The sequence below is a fragment of the Mangrovimonas sp. TPBH4 genome (assembly GCF_001280505.1).
Taxonomy (GTDB): domain Bacteria; phylum Bacteroidota; class Bacteroidia; order Flavobacteriales; family Flavobacteriaceae; genus Mangrovimonas_A.
The window spans coordinates 272846-290000 of record NZ_LBIO01000042.1 but is presented as its reverse complement, the minus strand read 5'-3'; the positions used below and the strand labels follow the sequence as shown (position 1 = coordinate 290000).

At 39.5% G+C, this 17155-nt stretch carries 14 protein-coding genes; 1 reads left to right on the top strand and 13 read right to left on the bottom strand.

What is annotated here, in order from left to right; translation table 11 throughout:
• Nucleotides 1-25: 25 nt before the first annotated feature.
• The 9 genes from ZA05_RS06940 to msrB are packed head-to-tail and all read right to left on the bottom strand — an operon-like array spanning nt 26 to nt 7100.
• Nucleotides 26-940, bottom strand: a complete 915-nt coding sequence (locus ZA05_RS06940) for a geranylgeranylglycerol-phosphate geranylgeranyltransferase (RefSeq protein WP_053990948.1) — start codon at nt 938-940, stop codon at nt 26-28.
• 13 nt (nt 941-953) lie between these two features.
• On the bottom strand, nt 954-1886 hold the full coding sequence (locus ZA05_RS06935) for a mevalonate kinase (RefSeq protein ID WP_053990947.1): 933 nt from the start codon (nt 1884-1886) through the stop codon (nt 954-956).
• A gap of 36 nt (nt 1887-1922) precedes the next feature.
• Nucleotides 1923-2270 carry a four helix bundle protein gene (locus ZA05_RS06930; RefSeq protein WP_053990946.1) on the bottom strand — a complete coding sequence of 116 codons (348 nt, stop codon included), beginning with the start codon at nt 2268-2270 and terminating at the stop codon, nt 1923-1925.
• Between the two features lie 58 nt (nt 2271-2328).
• Nucleotides 2329-3414, bottom strand: a complete 1086-nt coding sequence (locus ZA05_RS06925) for a diphosphomevalonate/mevalonate 3,5-bisphosphate decarboxylase family protein (RefSeq protein ID WP_053990945.1) — start codon at nt 3412-3414, stop codon at nt 2329-2331.
• A 9-nt stretch (nt 3415-3423) separates the two neighbouring features.
• On the bottom strand, nt 3424-3954 hold the full coding sequence (locus ZA05_RS06920) for a DUF1697 domain-containing protein (protein WP_053990944.1): 531 nt from the start codon (nt 3952-3954) through the stop codon (nt 3424-3426).
• Complete coding sequence (locus ZA05_RS06915) at nt 3951-5180, bottom strand: NAD(P)/FAD-dependent oxidoreductase (protein ID WP_053990943.1); 1230 nt, start codon at nt 5178-5180, stop codon at nt 3951-3953. Before ZA05_RS06915 ends, ZA05_RS06920 begins: the two co-directional genes overlap by 4 nt.
• Nucleotides 5177-6043: an acyl-CoA thioesterase II gene (locus ZA05_RS06910; RefSeq protein ID WP_053990942.1), complete on the bottom strand. Its 867-nt coding sequence runs from the start codon at nt 6041-6043 to the stop codon at nt 5177-5179. Before ZA05_RS06910 ends, ZA05_RS06915 begins: the two co-directional genes overlap by 4 nt.
• Nucleotides 6044-6100: 57 nt before the next feature.
• Nucleotides 6101-6649, bottom strand: a complete 549-nt coding sequence (msrA, locus tag ZA05_RS06905; RefSeq protein WP_053990941.1) for a peptide-methionine (S)-S-oxide reductase MsrA — start codon at nt 6647-6649, stop codon at nt 6101-6103.
• The gene (gene msrB / locus ZA05_RS06900; RefSeq protein WP_053990940.1) at nt 6642-7100 is read right to left on the bottom strand and encodes a peptide-methionine (R)-S-oxide reductase MsrB; all 459 of its coding nucleotides are present in this window, start codon (nt 7098-7100) and stop codon (nt 6642-6644) included. The genes msrA and msrB overlap by 8 nt, the downstream gene beginning before the upstream one ends.
• A gap of 162 nt (nt 7101-7262) precedes the next feature.
• On the opposite strand from msrB, the gene ZA05_RS06895 reads away from it, so the two are divergent.
• Nucleotides 7263-10505 (top strand): T9SS type B sorting domain-containing protein, encoded by a 3243-nt coding sequence (locus tag ZA05_RS06895; RefSeq protein WP_197276059.1) that lies wholly within the window; start codon nt 7263-7265, stop codon nt 10503-10505.
• A 65-nt stretch (nt 10506-10570) separates the two neighbouring features.
• Here the strand turns inward: ZA05_RS06895 and ZA05_RS06890 are convergent, their stop codons facing one another.
• From ZA05_RS06890 to ZA05_RS06875, 4 genes are all read right to left on the bottom strand, one after another.
• Complete coding sequence (locus tag ZA05_RS06890; RefSeq protein ID WP_053990938.1) at nt 10571-11668, bottom strand: hypothetical protein; 1098 nt, start codon at nt 11666-11668, stop codon at nt 10571-10573.
• A gap of 18 nt (nt 11669-11686) precedes the next feature.
• Nucleotides 11687-13345 (bottom strand): alpha-amylase family glycosyl hydrolase, encoded by a 1659-nt coding sequence (locus ZA05_RS06885; protein ID WP_053990937.1) that lies wholly within the window; start codon nt 13343-13345, stop codon nt 11687-11689.
• 3 nt (nt 13346-13348) lie between these two features.
• Complete coding sequence (locus ZA05_RS06880) at nt 13349-15157, bottom strand: alpha-amylase family protein (protein ID WP_231632462.1); 1809 nt, start codon at nt 15155-15157, stop codon at nt 13349-13351.
• A 92-nt stretch (nt 15158-15249) separates the two neighbouring features.
• Entirely contained in the window at nt 15250-17154 is a 1905-nt protein-coding gene (locus ZA05_RS06875; protein WP_053990936.1) for a glycoside hydrolase family 13 protein, read from the bottom strand.
• Between the last annotated feature and the right edge of the window lies 1 nt (nt 17155).

Genomic DNA, 17155 nt, shown 5'->3' with positions numbered 1-17155 from the left:
GCAAAGATAGACGATAATTAATTGCTTATACAATTAATGTGATTTTATCCAACACCAAAGAAATATCAATTAGCGGAATGCTTACCACACCTGCTAAAATGATAAACTTCAATATGTTATGCAAAATCAAATACTGAAACTTGGAATGCGAACGCCACAACAACAATTGAAACACGAGCATCAAGACTAAACTGAAGTAGAAAAAGTAGCTCATTTTGCCAACTTGATACTTGCAAATAAGCAATATTATAGGCAATAAGGTAAGAACTCCCAAAACGGTCAACATGGTCTTAGAAGCCCTCTCTCCATACACAATGGGAATGGTATGGTAGTTTTGGGCCAAATCGCCCTTTATGTTTTCCAAATCCTTTGTGAGCTCTCTCATGGAAATGATCAAAAACAAAAACATGGCATGCACAAAAATGACATGTTCAAAATTTTTATAATAAATAAAGATGACGAAAAATGGCGTAATCGTAAGCACGGCAGAAGTTAGATTGCCAATAAAGGGCAGCCGTTTCAACTTATGCGAATAGAACCATATGGCGAAAATATACACCGAAAAGAACAATACTGCCCTAAACGATACGTAACTCGCCATAATAACGGCGATAAAATTCAACACAAAGTAAAATGACAATTTGGTATTTTGACTCACCAACTTATCCAACATCGACTTTTGCGGACGATTGATCAAGTCCTTTTCAGAATCGTAAAAGTTATTGATGATATAACCTCCTGCAATTACTGCTGAAGACGCCAACACCAACATCAACAAGTTTAAATCGAAAACAACCTCCTTTACGGGCTTGTCGTGAGCCAGAATGTATATAGAAGCTAAGTATTGGGCTACAACCATCATCAGGATATTGTAACCTCTCACAACAGAAAACATGCTAAAAAACTTTAGCAGGATATGTTTTTGTTTTCTGGACAGCATTTAAGGCCTTTGTTTAAAAGTTATAAACAACTTCCAGCTTGTGTCCCTTAAGCGCCTGTTTTGCCTTTTCTAAATCTTCCGTAAATCCAAGAATGTACCCTCCACCTCCAGAGCCACATAATTTCAAGTAATAATCGTTGGTTTCAATCCCCTGCTTCCAAAGATCGTGGAATTGTTTTGGGATCATAGGTTTAAAATGATGCAAAACCACTTTAGACAATTGCTTTGTGTTTTTGAACAACGATTTGAAGTCACCCTTCAAGAAATCCTCCACACAAGCATCGGAATGCTTAATAAACTGATCTTTAATCATGTTTCTAAAGCCTTCCTGCTTCATGTTTTCCATGAAAATCTGTACCATAGGAGCGGTTTCTCCAATAATTCCACTATCCAATAAGAATACAGCTCCCTTTCCATCAGTTTTCTGCGACGGGATTCCTGTAGCCTCAATATTATCTTTGGAATTGATAAGAATTGGCAAGCTCAAATAACTATTTAAAGGATCAAGCCCAGAAGATTTTCCGTGGAAAAAGGATTCCATTTCAGAAAAAATAAGCTTCAGCTTTAAGAGCTTTTCTCTGGTTAAATTTTCAAGAACCGTAATTTTATCTTGGGCATACTTATCGTAAATAGCAGCCACCAAAGCACCACTACTTCCCACTCCATATCCCTGAGGAATGGAAGAGTCGAAATACATCCCTGTATCAATATCTCTTTTTAAAGTTTCCAAATCAAAAGTAACCAAACCAGAAGCTATTTTATGCTCCAAGAAGGCAACGAAGTCGCGTAGATTTTGATTGGATTTTTCGGAAGCTTCGGTAGGCACATCGGCCACTTTAAGAGCTCCGTTGTAAAAGTTATAAGGTATTGACAATCCCTTGGAATCCTTGATGATCCCATATTCTCCGAAGAGTAATATTTTAGAGTAAAATAGAGGTCCTTTCATTCGTTTAATGAAAAATTATTAATGCAAAGTTAATAATTAAAGTTTAGATGATTTTACTATACTCACCAACAACCGCAATAGTTCCTGAGATTTAAGCTTAAATTTATCAAATTCTTTTGAATCTAAATAATTTGTGGCGTGTAATAAATCCAACCAATAATCGGTTTCATTGGCTTCTTTCAAGCTAATCGACATTTTATTGGTGAAATCTGGCTTACTTTGAGCAAATTCGGCCTCCCGCACATTCGCCCCTATGGATGTTGCCGACTTTAAAAGTTGCCTTGACATGACAAATTCCTTTTTCTCAGTTGTCAATTCTTGATACAGATTCACTATTTCAACAGCAAAGTCGAAGCTTTTTTCTTTGATTGGGTTGGATTTCATATGGAATAATTTAAGACTTAAACTAAGTTTTGTCCCTTAAATTATTCATTTTTCACCTTTAATTATCAATTAATTTGGCGCCAAAACCAATTTGGTCGCAAATATATTGCTCATTTTGACAATAGCCAACCAACTCGTCCTTAATAAATTCCAAAATTTGGGTTGCTTCTGCTTTTGGATACAATACATGTACATTCGCACCAGCGTCCAAGGTAAATCCTATGTGAAGGCCTGTCTTTTCCCTAAAAGCCCAAATCTTTTGGATGATTTCAAGCGTATTTGGTTTCATTAAAATGAAGTAAGGCGTGCTCGTCATCATCATGGCGTGAAGCGTAAGCGCCTCACTTTCTATGAGGGCAATGAATTGCTTTAAATCGCCAGTTTCTAGAATAGGCTTTAATTTTGCCAAATTCTCATGAGCCTGTTCAAAACGCTGTGCCGCAAAAGGATGGCCGTACATCAAATTGTGCCCAACCGTACTGCTCACCTGCTTCTCCCCTCGATCTACCAACAAGATCGTGTCTTGGTATTCCTTAAAATTATCGTGAACTGTATATGGATACTTTATTCCAAACAAATCCGTACTACCTTCAACCGTGTCGTTTTCTCCCCAAACAATCAAATCTCCTTCTATACTTCTGCAGGCACTTCCCGATCCCAAACGTGCCAAAAAAGAGGCTTTGGCTTTAAAGTCAACCTCTGAAATTTCAGAATTCAATTCCCGCTCGATACTCATAAGGCATAATGCTAAGACACTCATGCCACTAGCAGAAGAAGCAATCCCAGAACTATGAGGAAATGTATTGGACGTCTCTATTTTGAATTGAAAATGCTTTAAAAATGGCAAATAGCTTTCAATTCTCTGAAAAAACGCAGCAATTTTCGGTTTAAAATCCTCCTTTTGCTTGCCATCCAAAAACACCTCAAACTCAAAATCATCATGATTATCTTTAGTTGTATAGGTAAGCGTGGTAATGGTTTTACAATTGTTCAACGTAAAACTGATGGATGGATTCTCCGGAATTTGATCTTTCTTTTTCCCCCAATATTTCACCAATGCAATGTTACTTGGCGACTCCCAAGTCACCTTCCCATTTGCTACTTGATTACTGTATGGCTTTGGGATAAAATCGTTTGCTGTCATTTGCTCATTTTATGCAGACAAAGATAACAACTTTAGCATAGTTTTATAGTTTCTTGCGGTGGCAGTAACCTTTAATTTCCGTTCAAAGAAATTATTGCTGTATTTGGCACGTCCATAACCTGTAGCACAATAAAAATAGATGCAATCTCCCATTATGACAAATTCTTCATTGGGATAAGATACTTGCGAAGCTTCCGCTACCAATGTTTCATCCGGAGTTTCAAATAGCAAGGTAAAATAGCTGTTTTGTTTTTTCTCTTCGGAAAAAGGGCAAGCATCAAAAACTTGTTGTAATTTCTCTGGCGACACCACCAAAACAGGGACCTCAAACTCAAACTCCGATTGAATGGCGGATTGAATTTTCTCCTGCAAATTCAAAAGATTGGTTTCAGAAGACTTAAAAACCACATTCCCGCTTTGAATATACGTTTGCACTTCTTCCAAACCGGAAACGGATAGAAGTTCTCTCAATTGGGCCATAGGAATCTTTTTCTGTCCGCTCACGTTAATCCCTCTTAATAATGCAATGTAAGTGTTCATGATGACATCGCTTTAGATGCTAAATAAGCCCCCGTCCAAGCATTTTGAAAATTAAAACCACCTGTAACCGCATCAATATTCAACACTTCCCCTGCAAAATACAGTCCCGGAAACAATTTGCTCTCAAAAGTTTTAAAATTTACTTCTTTCAAATCTACACCGCCTGCCGTTACAAACTCATCTTTAAAGGTACTTTTGCCATCTACTTCAAAAACGGCCTTGGTAAGTTGTGAAGCCAATGCTTCCAACTGCTCCTTATTCAAATCGGCCCACCGGGTATCAGAATTGATGTTGGCTGCCAAAACCAACTGTTGCCACAAACGTTTGGGCAATTCATATTTCGCCAATTTATATACTGTTTTTTTTGCCAAGGACTGCTTCAAATCCTTCAATATTATCAAGCAGTCTTCAAAAGTTTGCTTTATAAAATTGACTTCTATTTGAAATTGATAGTTCTTTTTCGCCAACTCAAGAGCCCCAAATGCCGAGAGTTTTAAAATTGAAGGTGCGCTCATGCCCCAATGGGTAATTAATAAGGGGCCCTCACTCCTTAAATCGGAATCCAAAACGGTTACTTCCACATCCAAAGCGACTACTCCTGGAATGTCTGTAATGCGTTTATCTTTTATATTGAAAGTAAACAAAGAAGGTACCGGAGCAACCACAGTATGCCCCAAGCGCTCCAAAAGTTTCCAAAACTTCACGCTGCTTCCTGTGGCGATTAAAAGTTTATCGCAAGCTAATTCCATGTCCTTAGTTTGCACTTTAAAACCTTCCATTTCACCATCAACACTCTTTTCAACATCCAAAGTGGTTACGTTTTGACTGTAAAGCACTTCAATACCGTATTTTTCAGCCTCAGCTAAAAAACAATTGATAATGGTTTGTGAAGAATCAGAAACCGGAAACATCCTTCCGTCCTCTTCAATTTTAAGTTCCACACCTCGTTTTTCAAACCATTCAATGGTATCCCCTGTCATAAATTGATGAAACGGCCCCAAAAGCTCCTTTTCACCTCTAGGATAATTCAACACCAATTCCTGTGGTATGAACTCTGCATGGGTAACATTGCACCTGCCACCACCAGAAACCTTCACCTTCTGTAGGCCTTCTTTATTTTTTTCAAGAATACAGATTTGTAGCGCAGGATTTTGCTCCGCAATATTGATGGCCGCAAAAAAGCCAGCGGCACCACCTCCCACTATAATGACGTCAAAATGCCTCATTTTTTTAAAGGACGCATTAAACCTTCTTGGGCTACAGAAGCCACCAATTTCCCATCTCTAGTAAAGATATTCCCTTTGGCAAAACCACGGGCGTTGGACGCATTCGGCGACTCAATGGCATAAAGCAACCAATCGTCAAAATCGAAATCCCTAAAATACCACATGGAGTGATCCAAACTAGCCGTTTGAGTATTCCCCCAATGGGCCTTACTGGCATGCCTGTTCATAGCGGCAGCCAAAATATTATAATCGGAAATATAGGTTAGGATCTGCTGTTTTTGAGACAAGTCCAAGTTGGAACTGTCTCCCTTTAACTTGAACCAAACATTGGTGGAAGGAGGCAAATCCTTTTTATTGAATGGGTCTACAACCTCAACCGGTTTGAATTCTATTGGGCGCTCAATTTGTAAAAAGCCTTTGGTCCTTGGCGGAATTGCTTCCCCAAACTGCTCCAACATATCACTCCAACTCAACAATTCCTCTGGCTGTTTGATATTCTTCGGAATCTCTATCTGATGATCGTAACCTTCCTCCTTTTTATGAAAAGAGGCCGATAAAATAAATATGACCGTTCCATTCTGGCTAGCGGTAACACGTCTTACCGAAAAACTACCCCCGTCCCTCATACTACCAACATCATAAGTTATGGGCAATTCCAAATTACCAGCTTCCAAAAAATAGGCATGCATGGAATGTAATACTCGCTGATTGGTAATGGTTCGGTACGCAGCATTTATGGCCTGGGCCAACACCTGACCTCCAAACACATTGGGACTCCCAACAGTTTTACTGAGACCTTGAAATTGGTTTTCAGAATTCGAATCTAAATGAAGTAATTGCAATAAGTCGTTCACTGAAGTCATACGATTGGCTTTAAAGACACTTGGCAAAGGTCTTAAAAAATACGCAAAACCCTACAATTATGTCTTAGACTTCAGCCTAGACTGATGCCTCTGTCTTAATTTGGACAACTTTGGAGCAATCACAAAACTGCAATACCCCTGATCGGGATTGCTACGATAATAATTCTGATGGTAGTCTTCGGCTTTATGGAAAGTTTGCAACTCAGTAATTTCAGTCACGATAGGAGATTCAAAATACTGCGCCATATCCCTCAACACTTCTTCGGCTATTTGTTTTTGATGACTGTCATGACAAAAAATTACCGAACGATACTGCGTCCCAACATCAGCGCCTTGTTGGTTCAAAGTTGTTGGGTTGTGAGTGGTCATGAAGACGTCCAACAATTCCTTAAATGTTATAATTGAAGGATTGAATGTTACTTGCACCACTTCGGCATGCCCCGTCAAACCAGAGCAGACCTCCCGATAGGTTGGCTTTCCTGGCACGGTTCCACCCATATACCCTGAAACAACTGCCTCAACGCCATCAAGCTCCTGAAACACAGCTTCGGTACACCAAAAACATCCGCCACCCAAAGTGGCTATTTCATATTGATTATTATTCATGTTCTGACTCTTTTATCATTTGCAATGCTGCAGAATTGACACAATAACGCAACCCCGAAGGCTCAGGCCCATCCGGAAACACATGTCCCAAATGAGCATCGCAGGTATTGCACAAAATCTCTACCCGAAGCATTCCTAACGAATTATCTTTTACATATTTAATTGCATTTGCCGTTACTGACTGAGTAAAACTTGGCCACCCCGAGTTAGATTTAAACTTGCCGGAATCATCAAACAACAGAACGCCACAGCAAACACATTGGTATTTCCCTTCTGCATACGCATGGCACAATTCCCCAGTACCTGGTGTTTCGGTTGCATGTTTGCGGGTAATTCTAAACTGGTCCCAAGTCAACAGTTCTCGCCATTCAGCTTCTGTTTTTTCAACTCTATAATTTGGGGCTGGATTTCCATGCACTACAAAGTGCATCATATCTTTCCAATACAACATACAATCATTTGTTTTTCAAAGAACTAAAATTAGTTCTTTTTCATTTTACATCCATAAAACTGAAAATAAACAGACATTTTCTATTTTTTATTGACAAATACCTATATTTATCGCTTATTCCCCACATAATTTCAACTAAAACAACGCATTTTTATGCTAAAAATGAAAAGCGGTTTCACCTTTATCTTTTGCCTGATAGCTAGCATGTGCTTTTCTCAGTTATCAGATTTCAACTTATCTGTTACCGCTACTGATGAAACTTGTTCTGGAAATGGCGCCATAGAAATGACGGTATCCAACACAACAAGCGGGGCTACGATAATATATAACCTTTACCTTTTGCCGGACACTACGGCTCCAATAGCACAAACTTCGGAGAACGCCTTTAATGGGTTGGAAGCAGGAGATTATTTAGTTGAAGCCATACAGGTATTGGGTTCGGAGGAAAACATACAGCAGCAAAATGTAACCATAGAAAATCTCTTTTCTGAATTGGATTTTGAACTTTCCGGTTCCGCAGGTTGCGAATCCATGGGCTCCATTACGGTAAATGTCACCTCAGGAACTGCCGAATTCTATGAAATTTTTTCGGGCCCAGTAACCGTCCCTCCACAAACTGGCAATACGTTCACCGACTTACCCACTGGCTCTTATTTGGTACGTGTCTATGACCCATGTGGCAATGCATTGGCAAAAACCTACAGTTTATTCCCTCCAAACAATGATTTGGATATCTCTTCAACAACGCTACCGGCAGTGTACACTTCCTGCGATGAAGTAACCGTGATCTCGACCCTGACCGCCGAAGAAAATTTCCCACTGATATATCCGCTCACAATTACTTATACAGTCACACCTTCTTCAGGGACCCCAGTGGAAACCTACACCCAAACGGTCACCGAAGGGGACCTTAGCGAAATTGAAATAAGCACCATCGTTACGCTTTACGATGACTTACCATTTGAAGTAAGTATTTTAGTTGAAGACACCTGCGGCAATCAGTTCACTTCTGAAGAACTTTTGGATCCTGCGCCAACAATTCTATTAAGCGATATCGTTAATGAGGTTTGCGGCTCCTATATCAAGCTTTTTGTAAATGGGTTCATGCCGCCATATACCGTGTCGTTTGATGAGTACCCCGATGATTTTGACCCCGTAGCTTCCAACAGCAATTATCCTGGTCCATATACTGAGACCTCCATAACTTTTGGAGACACGGACATGTCCGTCCCCATTGGCGACTATACCCTGACACTAACAGATGCCTGCGGAAGATCTAGCACTGCCAGCATTACTGTAGAAGATTTGAATGAAGATCCAGACCCACCTATAGTGAATGCTGGAAACAACACCTGTGACCCCTCAACTGGAGAATTGAGTATTTCCATTGCGGATAAGGATGTGGTGAGCGTTGTATTTATTTCTGCTCCCGACCCTTTTGAATTTGAACTCCCTTATGATGCCTCAGAACTTATCGATGGCGGTATTTATCTCAATTATGATTTGCCCATAGGCGACTATATTATTTTGGTTACCGATAATTGTGGTTACGAACATTATGTTGAAGTCACCATTCCGGAATTTGTCCAAATGGATATTTTCAGTTTTAGCACACCAAGCTGCGACACTGGCTCAGGAACCTTAAGGATTTCATCTCCCTACGGATTTCTAACGTCTATAATTATCACCGCTGCCCCTGCAGATTTTACAGAACCGCTTCCCTATGATTATAGTGCAGCGATTACCTCCGGAGGGGTATTTTATGTTGGTTCACTTCCTTCAGGGTTTTACGCATTTGAAGCTATCGATGAGTGTGGTTATGAATATACCGCGGGGGCCACTGTAGAGTCCTACTACCCCAACCCAAACGCCTATATTTTGGATAAGAACTGTGGTTCTTTTGACGTTGGCATCAATGACACCGATGAAAGTGTCACCAACAGAAGCTGGTGGTTTCAAAAATACTTCCCCGAGAGCAACGCTTGGGGGCACCCATACTCTGGTGTCACCTACACCGAAGGAGACGTCCCAAATGAAAATAATGCCATTGAAATAGAAAACGAATCGATGATTTACAACATTTTCCTGATTGGCGAATTCAGGATTATAAAAGTGTTCCAGCCTTATAACAACATAGACCCCAGCTATTTTTGCATGGATATTTTAGGCTCTTTCACCATTACTTCGGAGCTTGTAATCAATGATGTATTCGATCTAAATTGCGGCAATATGGGAAGCACTAATGATGTCTATTTTGATGTCTTGGGCGTAGAACCTTTCAATTTCAGCATCACCGCTCCTTACGTTTATGATAATGGTACTAGTAACATTTTTTATGATTTGGATCCTGGCATCTATGAATTTAAAATTGAAGATGCTTGTGGAAGTATTAAAAACACCACGATCAATTTAGAAAACCTTGCTCCTTTAGCCAGAGCCAACACCCCAGACAACATCGTGGAGTGTGTGAATGACGGCTCCAGCAACGCGACTTTCGACCTTAGTACGCAAAACGGACAGATCTTGGGAGGACAAAATCCAGACGATTACACGATAACTTATCATTTAAGCCAATCTGATGCCGATACAGGAGATAATCCCCTACCATACTTATATACCAATAACAGCAGCCCTCAAACGGTATATGCCAGGGTAGCCCATAATACTTTGGATTTCTGCCCCGCAACCACCTCTTTTGAAATTACAGTTGGCACTGTTCCTCAATTAAGTCCGGATGAGTTTATATCCATTTGTGAAGGCGGCTCAGTGCTACTTACAGCAGACCCAGGATATTCTGCCTACGAATGGTCTACGGGAGCCACTACCAATGCCATAGCTATAACCGACAGTGGCACCTATACGGTTAGTGTTAAAAATGAATATGACAACTTTTATTGCGAAGCCATAAAAACCTTTACAGTGGTATCTTCCAGCATTGCTACCATAGAAAACATTGAAACTACCGATTGGTCCAGCACCGATAATTCCATTACGGTTTATGTTTCAGGGATTGGAGATTACCAATATTCTCTTGATGGCATCAACTATCAAGACAGTAATAGCTTTACAAATTTAGAACCTGGGGCCTATACAGTTTACGTGATGGATCTTAATGGCTGTGGTGTTGTGAGTGAAGAAGCCTTTCTTTTAAATTACCCAAAGTTTTTCACCCCAAATGGTGATGGACACAATGACCTTTGGCGTATTAATTTCGCTGCCAACGAACCTAAAATAGAAATCATCATTTTTGATCGTTATGGAAAACTAATCACCTCCTTTGGTTCTCAAGATTATGGTTGGGATGGCACCTACAATGGACACAATATGCCTTCCAGCGACTATTGGTTTGTGGTTAACAGAGCCGATGGCACTACCCACCGAGGCCATTTTACTTTAAAGAGATAGTAATTTACCTATGATTTCTCAACACTGAAAATAAAAAGCAATTATAATTGCGGCGTGTGCATTACTTATTTATAGTAATATCTTATTAATTCAATTCGCTTTCCATTTTGATATTCAGATTTTTCAGCTAATAGATTTCGATTATTGTATATAAATTTCTGCACTACAATTTGTCCATCTAAATTCGTTTCTGTTTTCTCAATTAATTTTCCTTTTTCCCATTTGTATGAATGATCAGAATGTTCTCTTGTCCCTTCTGTGAACTTGCATTCACTTATGAGATTGTTATTAGAATCATAAACTGTAATTTCCTTTTTATAAAAATGTCCAAATCCAGTTTCCGTATTATATGTTATGGTTTCTGCGGTTGCATTAGGGCTATATTGATATGTTTTAGTAGAATTCCAACTGGGCTTTTTATAAATATACCAACCTGTTGAATCTACCTGTTTCTTCAACCTATTTTGGTTATCATAGAAGTAATATCTTTTTGTGTGTATTTCTTCTTCTCCAGTGTAAGAAACCCACTCAACAAGTCTTTTTTCTTGATCGTATTTCCATTCAATATTTAAATATCGAATACTGTCAACGGTTATGAATTGCTTTAGTTTATTATTATCTAAATTATAAACATATTCGTAAATCTGAGGTCTGTAGATAGACTTTAAATGGAAAGTATCCTTAGTCGATTTATGAATTGAATAGTGATTGTTTATAGTTCTAAATTCCTTTCTTAAAAGGTTGTTCTGGTTATCATATTCATAAATGATTTCTCCTTCGTTTACATCGTAACTTATAAATCCAAACTCCTTTTTTAAGGTGGTTTCTAGAGAAGAACTCGTTTCTTTTAAAATCAAGCCTTTTTGATTATAAAAATCTTTAAATCTATTCCAAGTTAAATAAGAATCTCCGTGAGTGACAACTACTAAACTACTATTAACTCCAAAAACAGTGTTACTATCCATATCAACCTGTTTGGTTAATAGTAAGGTACTATCTCTTCTTTTAATCTTTCCATTTCTTTTTAATGGAATTGAATATGAAGAAACCTTTTTAATATTGTTTTCTATGAAATCGGAATAAGTCCAATTCGGTTCATTTGATGTTTGGGAAAATGTTACAGCTGATAAGAACGTTAATATGTAAATAGGAAAGATCTTCATTCGTTTTGCACTCAAGCATTACAGCCTTTCCAATAACACCGTATCAAAATTGGAATCTACAGTTACTTTTCCAGATACAACCGTAACCTCTTGATTCGAATAAAAATCATATAAGGTTTCACCATCGGCAAAGATATTTGACACATTCAATTCCTTTGGTCCTTTACCTAAATAGATACCAATAACCACCTTATCATTAAAGCCATCTTTAGAATAGGTTCTGGCAAACACATAAGGTTCTTTTGATAACATCTGGTGTGTTCCGGCTCCTACTGCAGGATGATTTCTTCGGAATTGCCCCAATTTTTGCCAATGCGCTAAAACAGCTGCTGTCTTTGGATTACTTTCTACATCTCCCCAATTCATAAAAGACCTTAAAGTAGCATCTCCCATGGTTCCTTCAATTACTAAAGGTCTTGCCAATTCATCCCCATAATACACTTGTGAACCTCCCGGACACAACAACAATCTATTAGCGGTTTCAAAAGGCTTTTCTCTTTTTGGATCGAACGGCTGGGCGTCGTCATGGGAACTCATATAATTAAGCACACTATAGCCTTTCAAAACAGAATTCAAGCTATCTGAGTACTTTTTGAACATGCTTTCGTAGTCCATTTGCTTGGCATTCCATTTCGCCTCAAAATTGATCAAACTATTAAAGGCATGATCAAAATAATTCACCTTTTGATCTCCAAAATCAAAGTATTTTCCGCCACTAATGCCATAGTTGTACACCTCTCCAATTAAGTAAAAGCCATTATCATCCAATACTTTTTCTGGATGATTCGCTCTCCATTGGGCAAAGGCATAATCGCATTCTTTTTTAAATTCTTGCCAAACATAAGGCTCGGTGTGTTTTACCGTATCCACCCTATAACCATCTATTCCGAATTCGGTGATATAGTCGGTGAGCCATTTCATGATATAAAAACGAGGTGCTCTTGGATGACCTGTTCTTTCAAAAAAAGCGTCCAACTCGGCAACTTCTTCTTCATAACGCCCTTCTGACTTCCACTTTTCTACAAGTTGTGGGGGCAATTCGACATTCTCATTACTCTCGGTTTTGATATCTGGAAGGTTGGCCACCAACGTACACTCTACTGTACTTTCGTAATCTTTATAGGAACATTGCGGATTGGTCCGCACCCAGGACTCTGGCCAAACTGGGTCCATATTGGTCACCGGGCCAGTGTGGTTAATGACGGCATCCAACAAAATACGAATGCCGTGTTCGTGGGCCACCTTTACCAATTCATGCAAATCTTCCTTAGATCCGAAATTAGGATCCAAAGCCGACCAATCCTTGGTCCAATACCCGTGAAAAGCATAGGTAGTTCCGGTGCCTTCATTATTACTGCCATGTATCTGCTCTACAATTGGAGTCATCCAAATGGCATTAATCCCCAAATCATTAAAATAGCCCTCTTCAATTTTTTGTGTTATTCCCTTCAAATCACCACCTTCGAAACCGCGAAGAAAACCGGTAACATTGTTACGACCAAAATTGACATCGTTGGAAGGGTCGCCATTATTAAAGCGATCGGTCAATAGGAAATACACATTGGCAGCTTCCCACACAAACGGGGCTTCGGGCTTTACGGTTAAAGTCTCAACTTTTTTCTCTTGACAATTCATCATAAAAATTGATAGCCCTAAGATACATAGAAAGCGTTTCATAAACTACTGAAATTTAAGAATAAAAGATTCTAAAGGTTTTAAAGGAATTCTTGCCGAAGCACTAGAATCCGTGACATGCAAAGTTGTTTGAAAACCATTATAAAGTTGATCTTTCAAAATATAATCTCCTCCTTGTAATTGCCATTTTTGCCTTAAGGATTCTGGCAACTTCAAATCGAATTCTGTACCAAAATAAGGATCAAAATTGGAGACAATAATCAACTTTTCATTTCCGTTCCAACGCGCAAAAGAAAACTGCTTCAAACCATAATGCTCGGTATGATGGGTATTGTAGGTATGAAGCTCTTCATATTCCCCCATCAAGGCGTCGCTTGAAATTGTAAAATTCAACAAGCGCTTGTAAAAATCGCGCAATTCCAGCTCTTCTGGTGTCGACTTGCCTCCATCAAATTGTTTGTCGTTTACCCAGCGTCTTAACGTAGGAACACTTCCATAATCAAAAATCGAAGTCCGGGAAGGGTCACCAAACCCTAAATCTTCAGCTCCAGGCTCTCCAAATTCCTGACCAAAATAAATTAAGGTTGGCGACGTACTGATGGTTGCAGATAGCACCATCGCCGGCTTTGCTTTTTGGGCATCTCCAGCAAATTCTGGACTTGCAATACGCTGCTCATCGTGGTTTTCCAAAAAGTGCAACATATGGTGTTCTATGTCGGACAAATAGTTTTGAATAGGCGGAATATTATCGGTTTTGCCATGGCCTTGCATGATATGCTTCAAGGTATCATACAACTGAACCTTGTCATAAAGATAATCCATTTTCCCCCTATGAATATAGGCTCTATATAAATCTGGATTGTATACCTCTGCCAATAAAAAGGCATCAGGGTTTTTCATTTTTATGGCTGAATTCATATAGCTCCAAAATTCCACGGGAACCATTTCCGCCATATCATATCTAAAGCCATCCACGCCTTTTTCCAACCAATACAAGGCAATATCCTTGAATTTCACCCAAGAATCCGGCACTGTTTTATCTTTCCAAAATTGATAATGCGCCTGATAGTCCTGATTTTCGAAATCTTCTGGCAACTCAGGAAAATCCTTATGTCCATCTGGACTTACACCGTAATTTATTTTTACAGTTTCGTACCAATCGTGAAAATTAGGCTGTGCCAAACGCGATCCATTTCCGGTCCACTTGGCCGGGTTTTCATCAAACTTACCATCTGCCAAAGGATTGGGTTGCCCGCCCAAAGGTTGGTAATTATTCTCGGGCACTGGCACCTTAAAAGCCTCCCCCGGGATGTAATAAAAATTGTTATTGACGCTATATGCTTTTGAGGTATCATCCTTAGCTCCGAAGCTTTCCACACCCCCAGGATTTGTGATGCTTTGGTAATTTCTTGCCACGTGATTTGGCACGATATCGATGATGAGTTTTAATCCATTTTTATGGGTACGCTCAATCAAGGCTTCAAATTCTTCCAAACGCTTGGAAACGTCTTCTGCCAAATCAGGATTCACATTATAGTAATCCTTCACGGCATAAGGAGAGCCTGCACGACCTTTCACCACATCGGGATCGTCGTTGGAAATTCCATAAGCCGTATAATCGGTGATGACATCATGGTGTGGCACGCCGGTATACCAAATATAGGTCACCCCTAAACCCTTAATTTCCTGAAGGGCTTTATCTGAAAAGTCATTAAATTTTCCAACACCATTTTCTTCAATGGTTCCCCAGGGCTTGTTGGTAGCGTTGGTATTCCCAAAGAGCCGCGTAAACACTTGATAAATGACTTCTTTTTTAGGGGCATCAACTGAAATTGGTTGTGTTTCATTTGTCATAGGAGTCTCTGTTTTTTCCTTGCATCGCAAAACGAGAAGAAGCGCTACTGCAAAATAACATAAACGACTGAAAATCATAACCAAATAGTATTTTAAAATGTATTTAATGTTGATAAAAGCAGTATTCCCTTTGCAGGTAATGTTACATTTCTTTCCCAAACTATTTTTTCTTTGGAAAGAATGTTTGTCATAGATTTCCCTTCAAGTTCTAGTTCTGCAAAACGATCCAAACCAATTGTTTGCGCCGTATCGTTTTTATTGATGATTAAAACTACAGTTTCATCCCCCAAGTTTCTAGACAGTAAGTACACCCCATTTTCGGGAGCAAAATGCATAGTACTTCCTTCATGGATCGCCTTACTTTGCTTGCGATAATTCAATAAGGATTTTACAAACTGCTGCATGTCTTTCTTTTCAGCAGACAAACTATTTCCTGTAAAGGCATTCACTGCATCAGTATCCCAACCTCCAGGAAAATCAGTTCTAATCAGTCCATGATCATGAGGTTTGGCTGTGTTCTGCATGAGTATTTCCGTACCGTAGTACATCTGCAGCGTGCGAGGCATCAAAGCCATATAACTCAGGGCCATTTTGGTGTGCGGAATGTTTTCCTTTAACTGGGTAAACACACGATCCATATCATGATTATCTGGAAACACCATTATGGATTCTGGATTTGTGTAGACGAAATCGTTAGCCAATCCTTCATACATTTTCACCAAACCTGTTCCCCAAGTTTCTTCTTCATTCAAAGCTTTCACAATGGCTTCCTGCATAGGAAAATCCATCGTAGATTTTAAATGTGATTCGTAGCCTTGCTTATTGGGGGTTCCGGTTTGCCAATATCTTACCAAGAGAGGATTCACACTCCACTCTTCCCCTACAATATTTAAATTAGGGTATTCGGTCATGATGGCACCAGCCCATTTTCCCATAAATTCCTTATCAGGATAAGGGTACGTATCCTGTCTGAGGCCTCCCAATTGAAGGGTTTCTACCCACCAAATGTTGTTTTGGATGATATAATTAGCCATGAAAGGGTTTCGCTGGTTCAAATCTGGCATTGCAGGTACAAACCAACCTTCGCTCATTTCCTTTTTATCAATTTTGGAGGCGTACAAATCCTGATTGGTCGTACGTCTGTGATTGGAGTTTTTCACCTTTCCAGTAGTCTCATAAGCCTCTTGTTGGTTCACCCAATCCTTAAAAGGTAAGTCTTTCATCCACCAGTGGTAACTTCCGCAATGGTTGGCTACCATGTCCATGATGAGTTTCATCCCCTTGTGAGATACTTGTTGTGAAAGTGTTTTGTAATCCTCCAAAGTCCCAAACCTTGGGTCTACCTCATAAAAATCGGTAATGGCATAGCCATGATATGAAGATTCAGGCATATCGTTGGTCAACAAGGGCGTTGGCCAAATGGCGGTAAAGCCCATACTTTCTATATAATCCAAATGCTGAATAATCCCCTCAATATCCCCTCCATGTCGACCATAATCGTTTTTACGATCGATGATTTTTTCGTTCATGTTGACACGCACATCATTAGATGTATCACCATTAGCAAAGCGATCAGGCGTAATCAAGTAAATGGCATCACTGCTGTTGAAACCTTCAAATTGATCCGAAGACTTGTCACGTTGTTTCAGCTCATAAGTGATGCGTTCCTTTTCCTTTCTGCCATTTTTAAAGACAATATCAAAACTCCCTGCTTTCACCGATGGAGCAATGTTCAAATCGATAAACAAATAATTGGGGCTATCGGCTTTATGGACTTTTACAATAGTCACTCCCGAAGATTCCACACTTGGCGTAAGCTCACCAACATCGTCCCCCTTCACCAATAGTTGCACAGATGGATTTTTAAAACCTACCCACCAGTTGGGTGGTTCCACCCTTTCAATTTGAGCGTTTGTAAATAGACTCAGCCCAAGAAAAGCACCACAAATAACCGTATGCTTTAGCCCTCCAAAATATATCCCCAACACTTGTTTCATA

Coding starts and splice junctions, on each gene's coding strand:
- ZA05_RS06940 (WP_053990948.1), bottom strand. CDS start 940: ATGCTGTCCAGAAAACAAAAACATATCCTGCTAAAGTTTTTTAGCATG.
- ZA05_RS06935 (WP_053990947.1), bottom strand. CDS start 1,886: ATGAAAGGACCTCTATTTTACTCTAAAATATTACTCTTCGGAGAATAT.
- ZA05_RS06930 (WP_053990946.1), bottom strand. CDS start 2,270: ATGAAATCCAACCCAATCAAAGAAAAAAGCTTCGACTTTGCTGTTGAA.
- ZA05_RS06925 (WP_053990945.1), bottom strand. CDS start 3,414: ATGACAGCAAACGATTTTATCCCAAAGCCATACAGTAATCAAGTAGCA.
- ZA05_RS06920 (WP_053990944.1), bottom strand. CDS start 3,954: ATGAACACTTACATTGCATTATTAAGAGGGATTAACGTGAGCGGACAG.
- ZA05_RS06915 (WP_053990943.1), bottom strand. CDS start 5,180: ATGAGGCATTTTGACGTCATTATAGTGGGAGGTGGTGCCGCTGGCTTT.
- ZA05_RS06910 (WP_053990942.1), bottom strand. CDS start 6,043: ATGACTTCAGTGAACGACTTATTGCAATTACTTCATTTAGATTCGAAT.
- msrA (WP_053990941.1), bottom strand. CDS start 6,649: ATGAATAATAATCAATATGAAATAGCCACTTTGGGTGGCGGATGTTTT.
- msrB (WP_053990940.1), bottom strand. CDS start 7,100: ATGTTGTATTGGAAAGATATGATGCACTTTGTAGTGCATGGAAATCCA.
- ZA05_RS06895 (WP_197276059.1), top strand. CDS start 7,263: ATGAAAAGCGGTTTCACCTTTATCTTTTGCCTGATAGCTAGCATGTGC.
- ZA05_RS06890 (WP_053990938.1), bottom strand. CDS start 11,668: ATGAAGATCTTTCCTATTTACATATTAACGTTCTTATCAGCTGTAACA.
- ZA05_RS06885 (WP_053990937.1), bottom strand. CDS start 13,345: ATGAAACGCTTTCTATGTATCTTAGGGCTATCAATTTTTATGATGAAT.
- ZA05_RS06880 (WP_231632462.1), bottom strand. CDS start 15,157: ATGACAAATGAAACACAACCAATTTCAGTTGATGCCCCTAAAAAAGAA.
- ZA05_RS06875 (WP_053990936.1), bottom strand. CDS start 17,154: ATGAAACAAGTGTTGGGGATATATTTTGGAGGGCTAAAGCATACGGTT.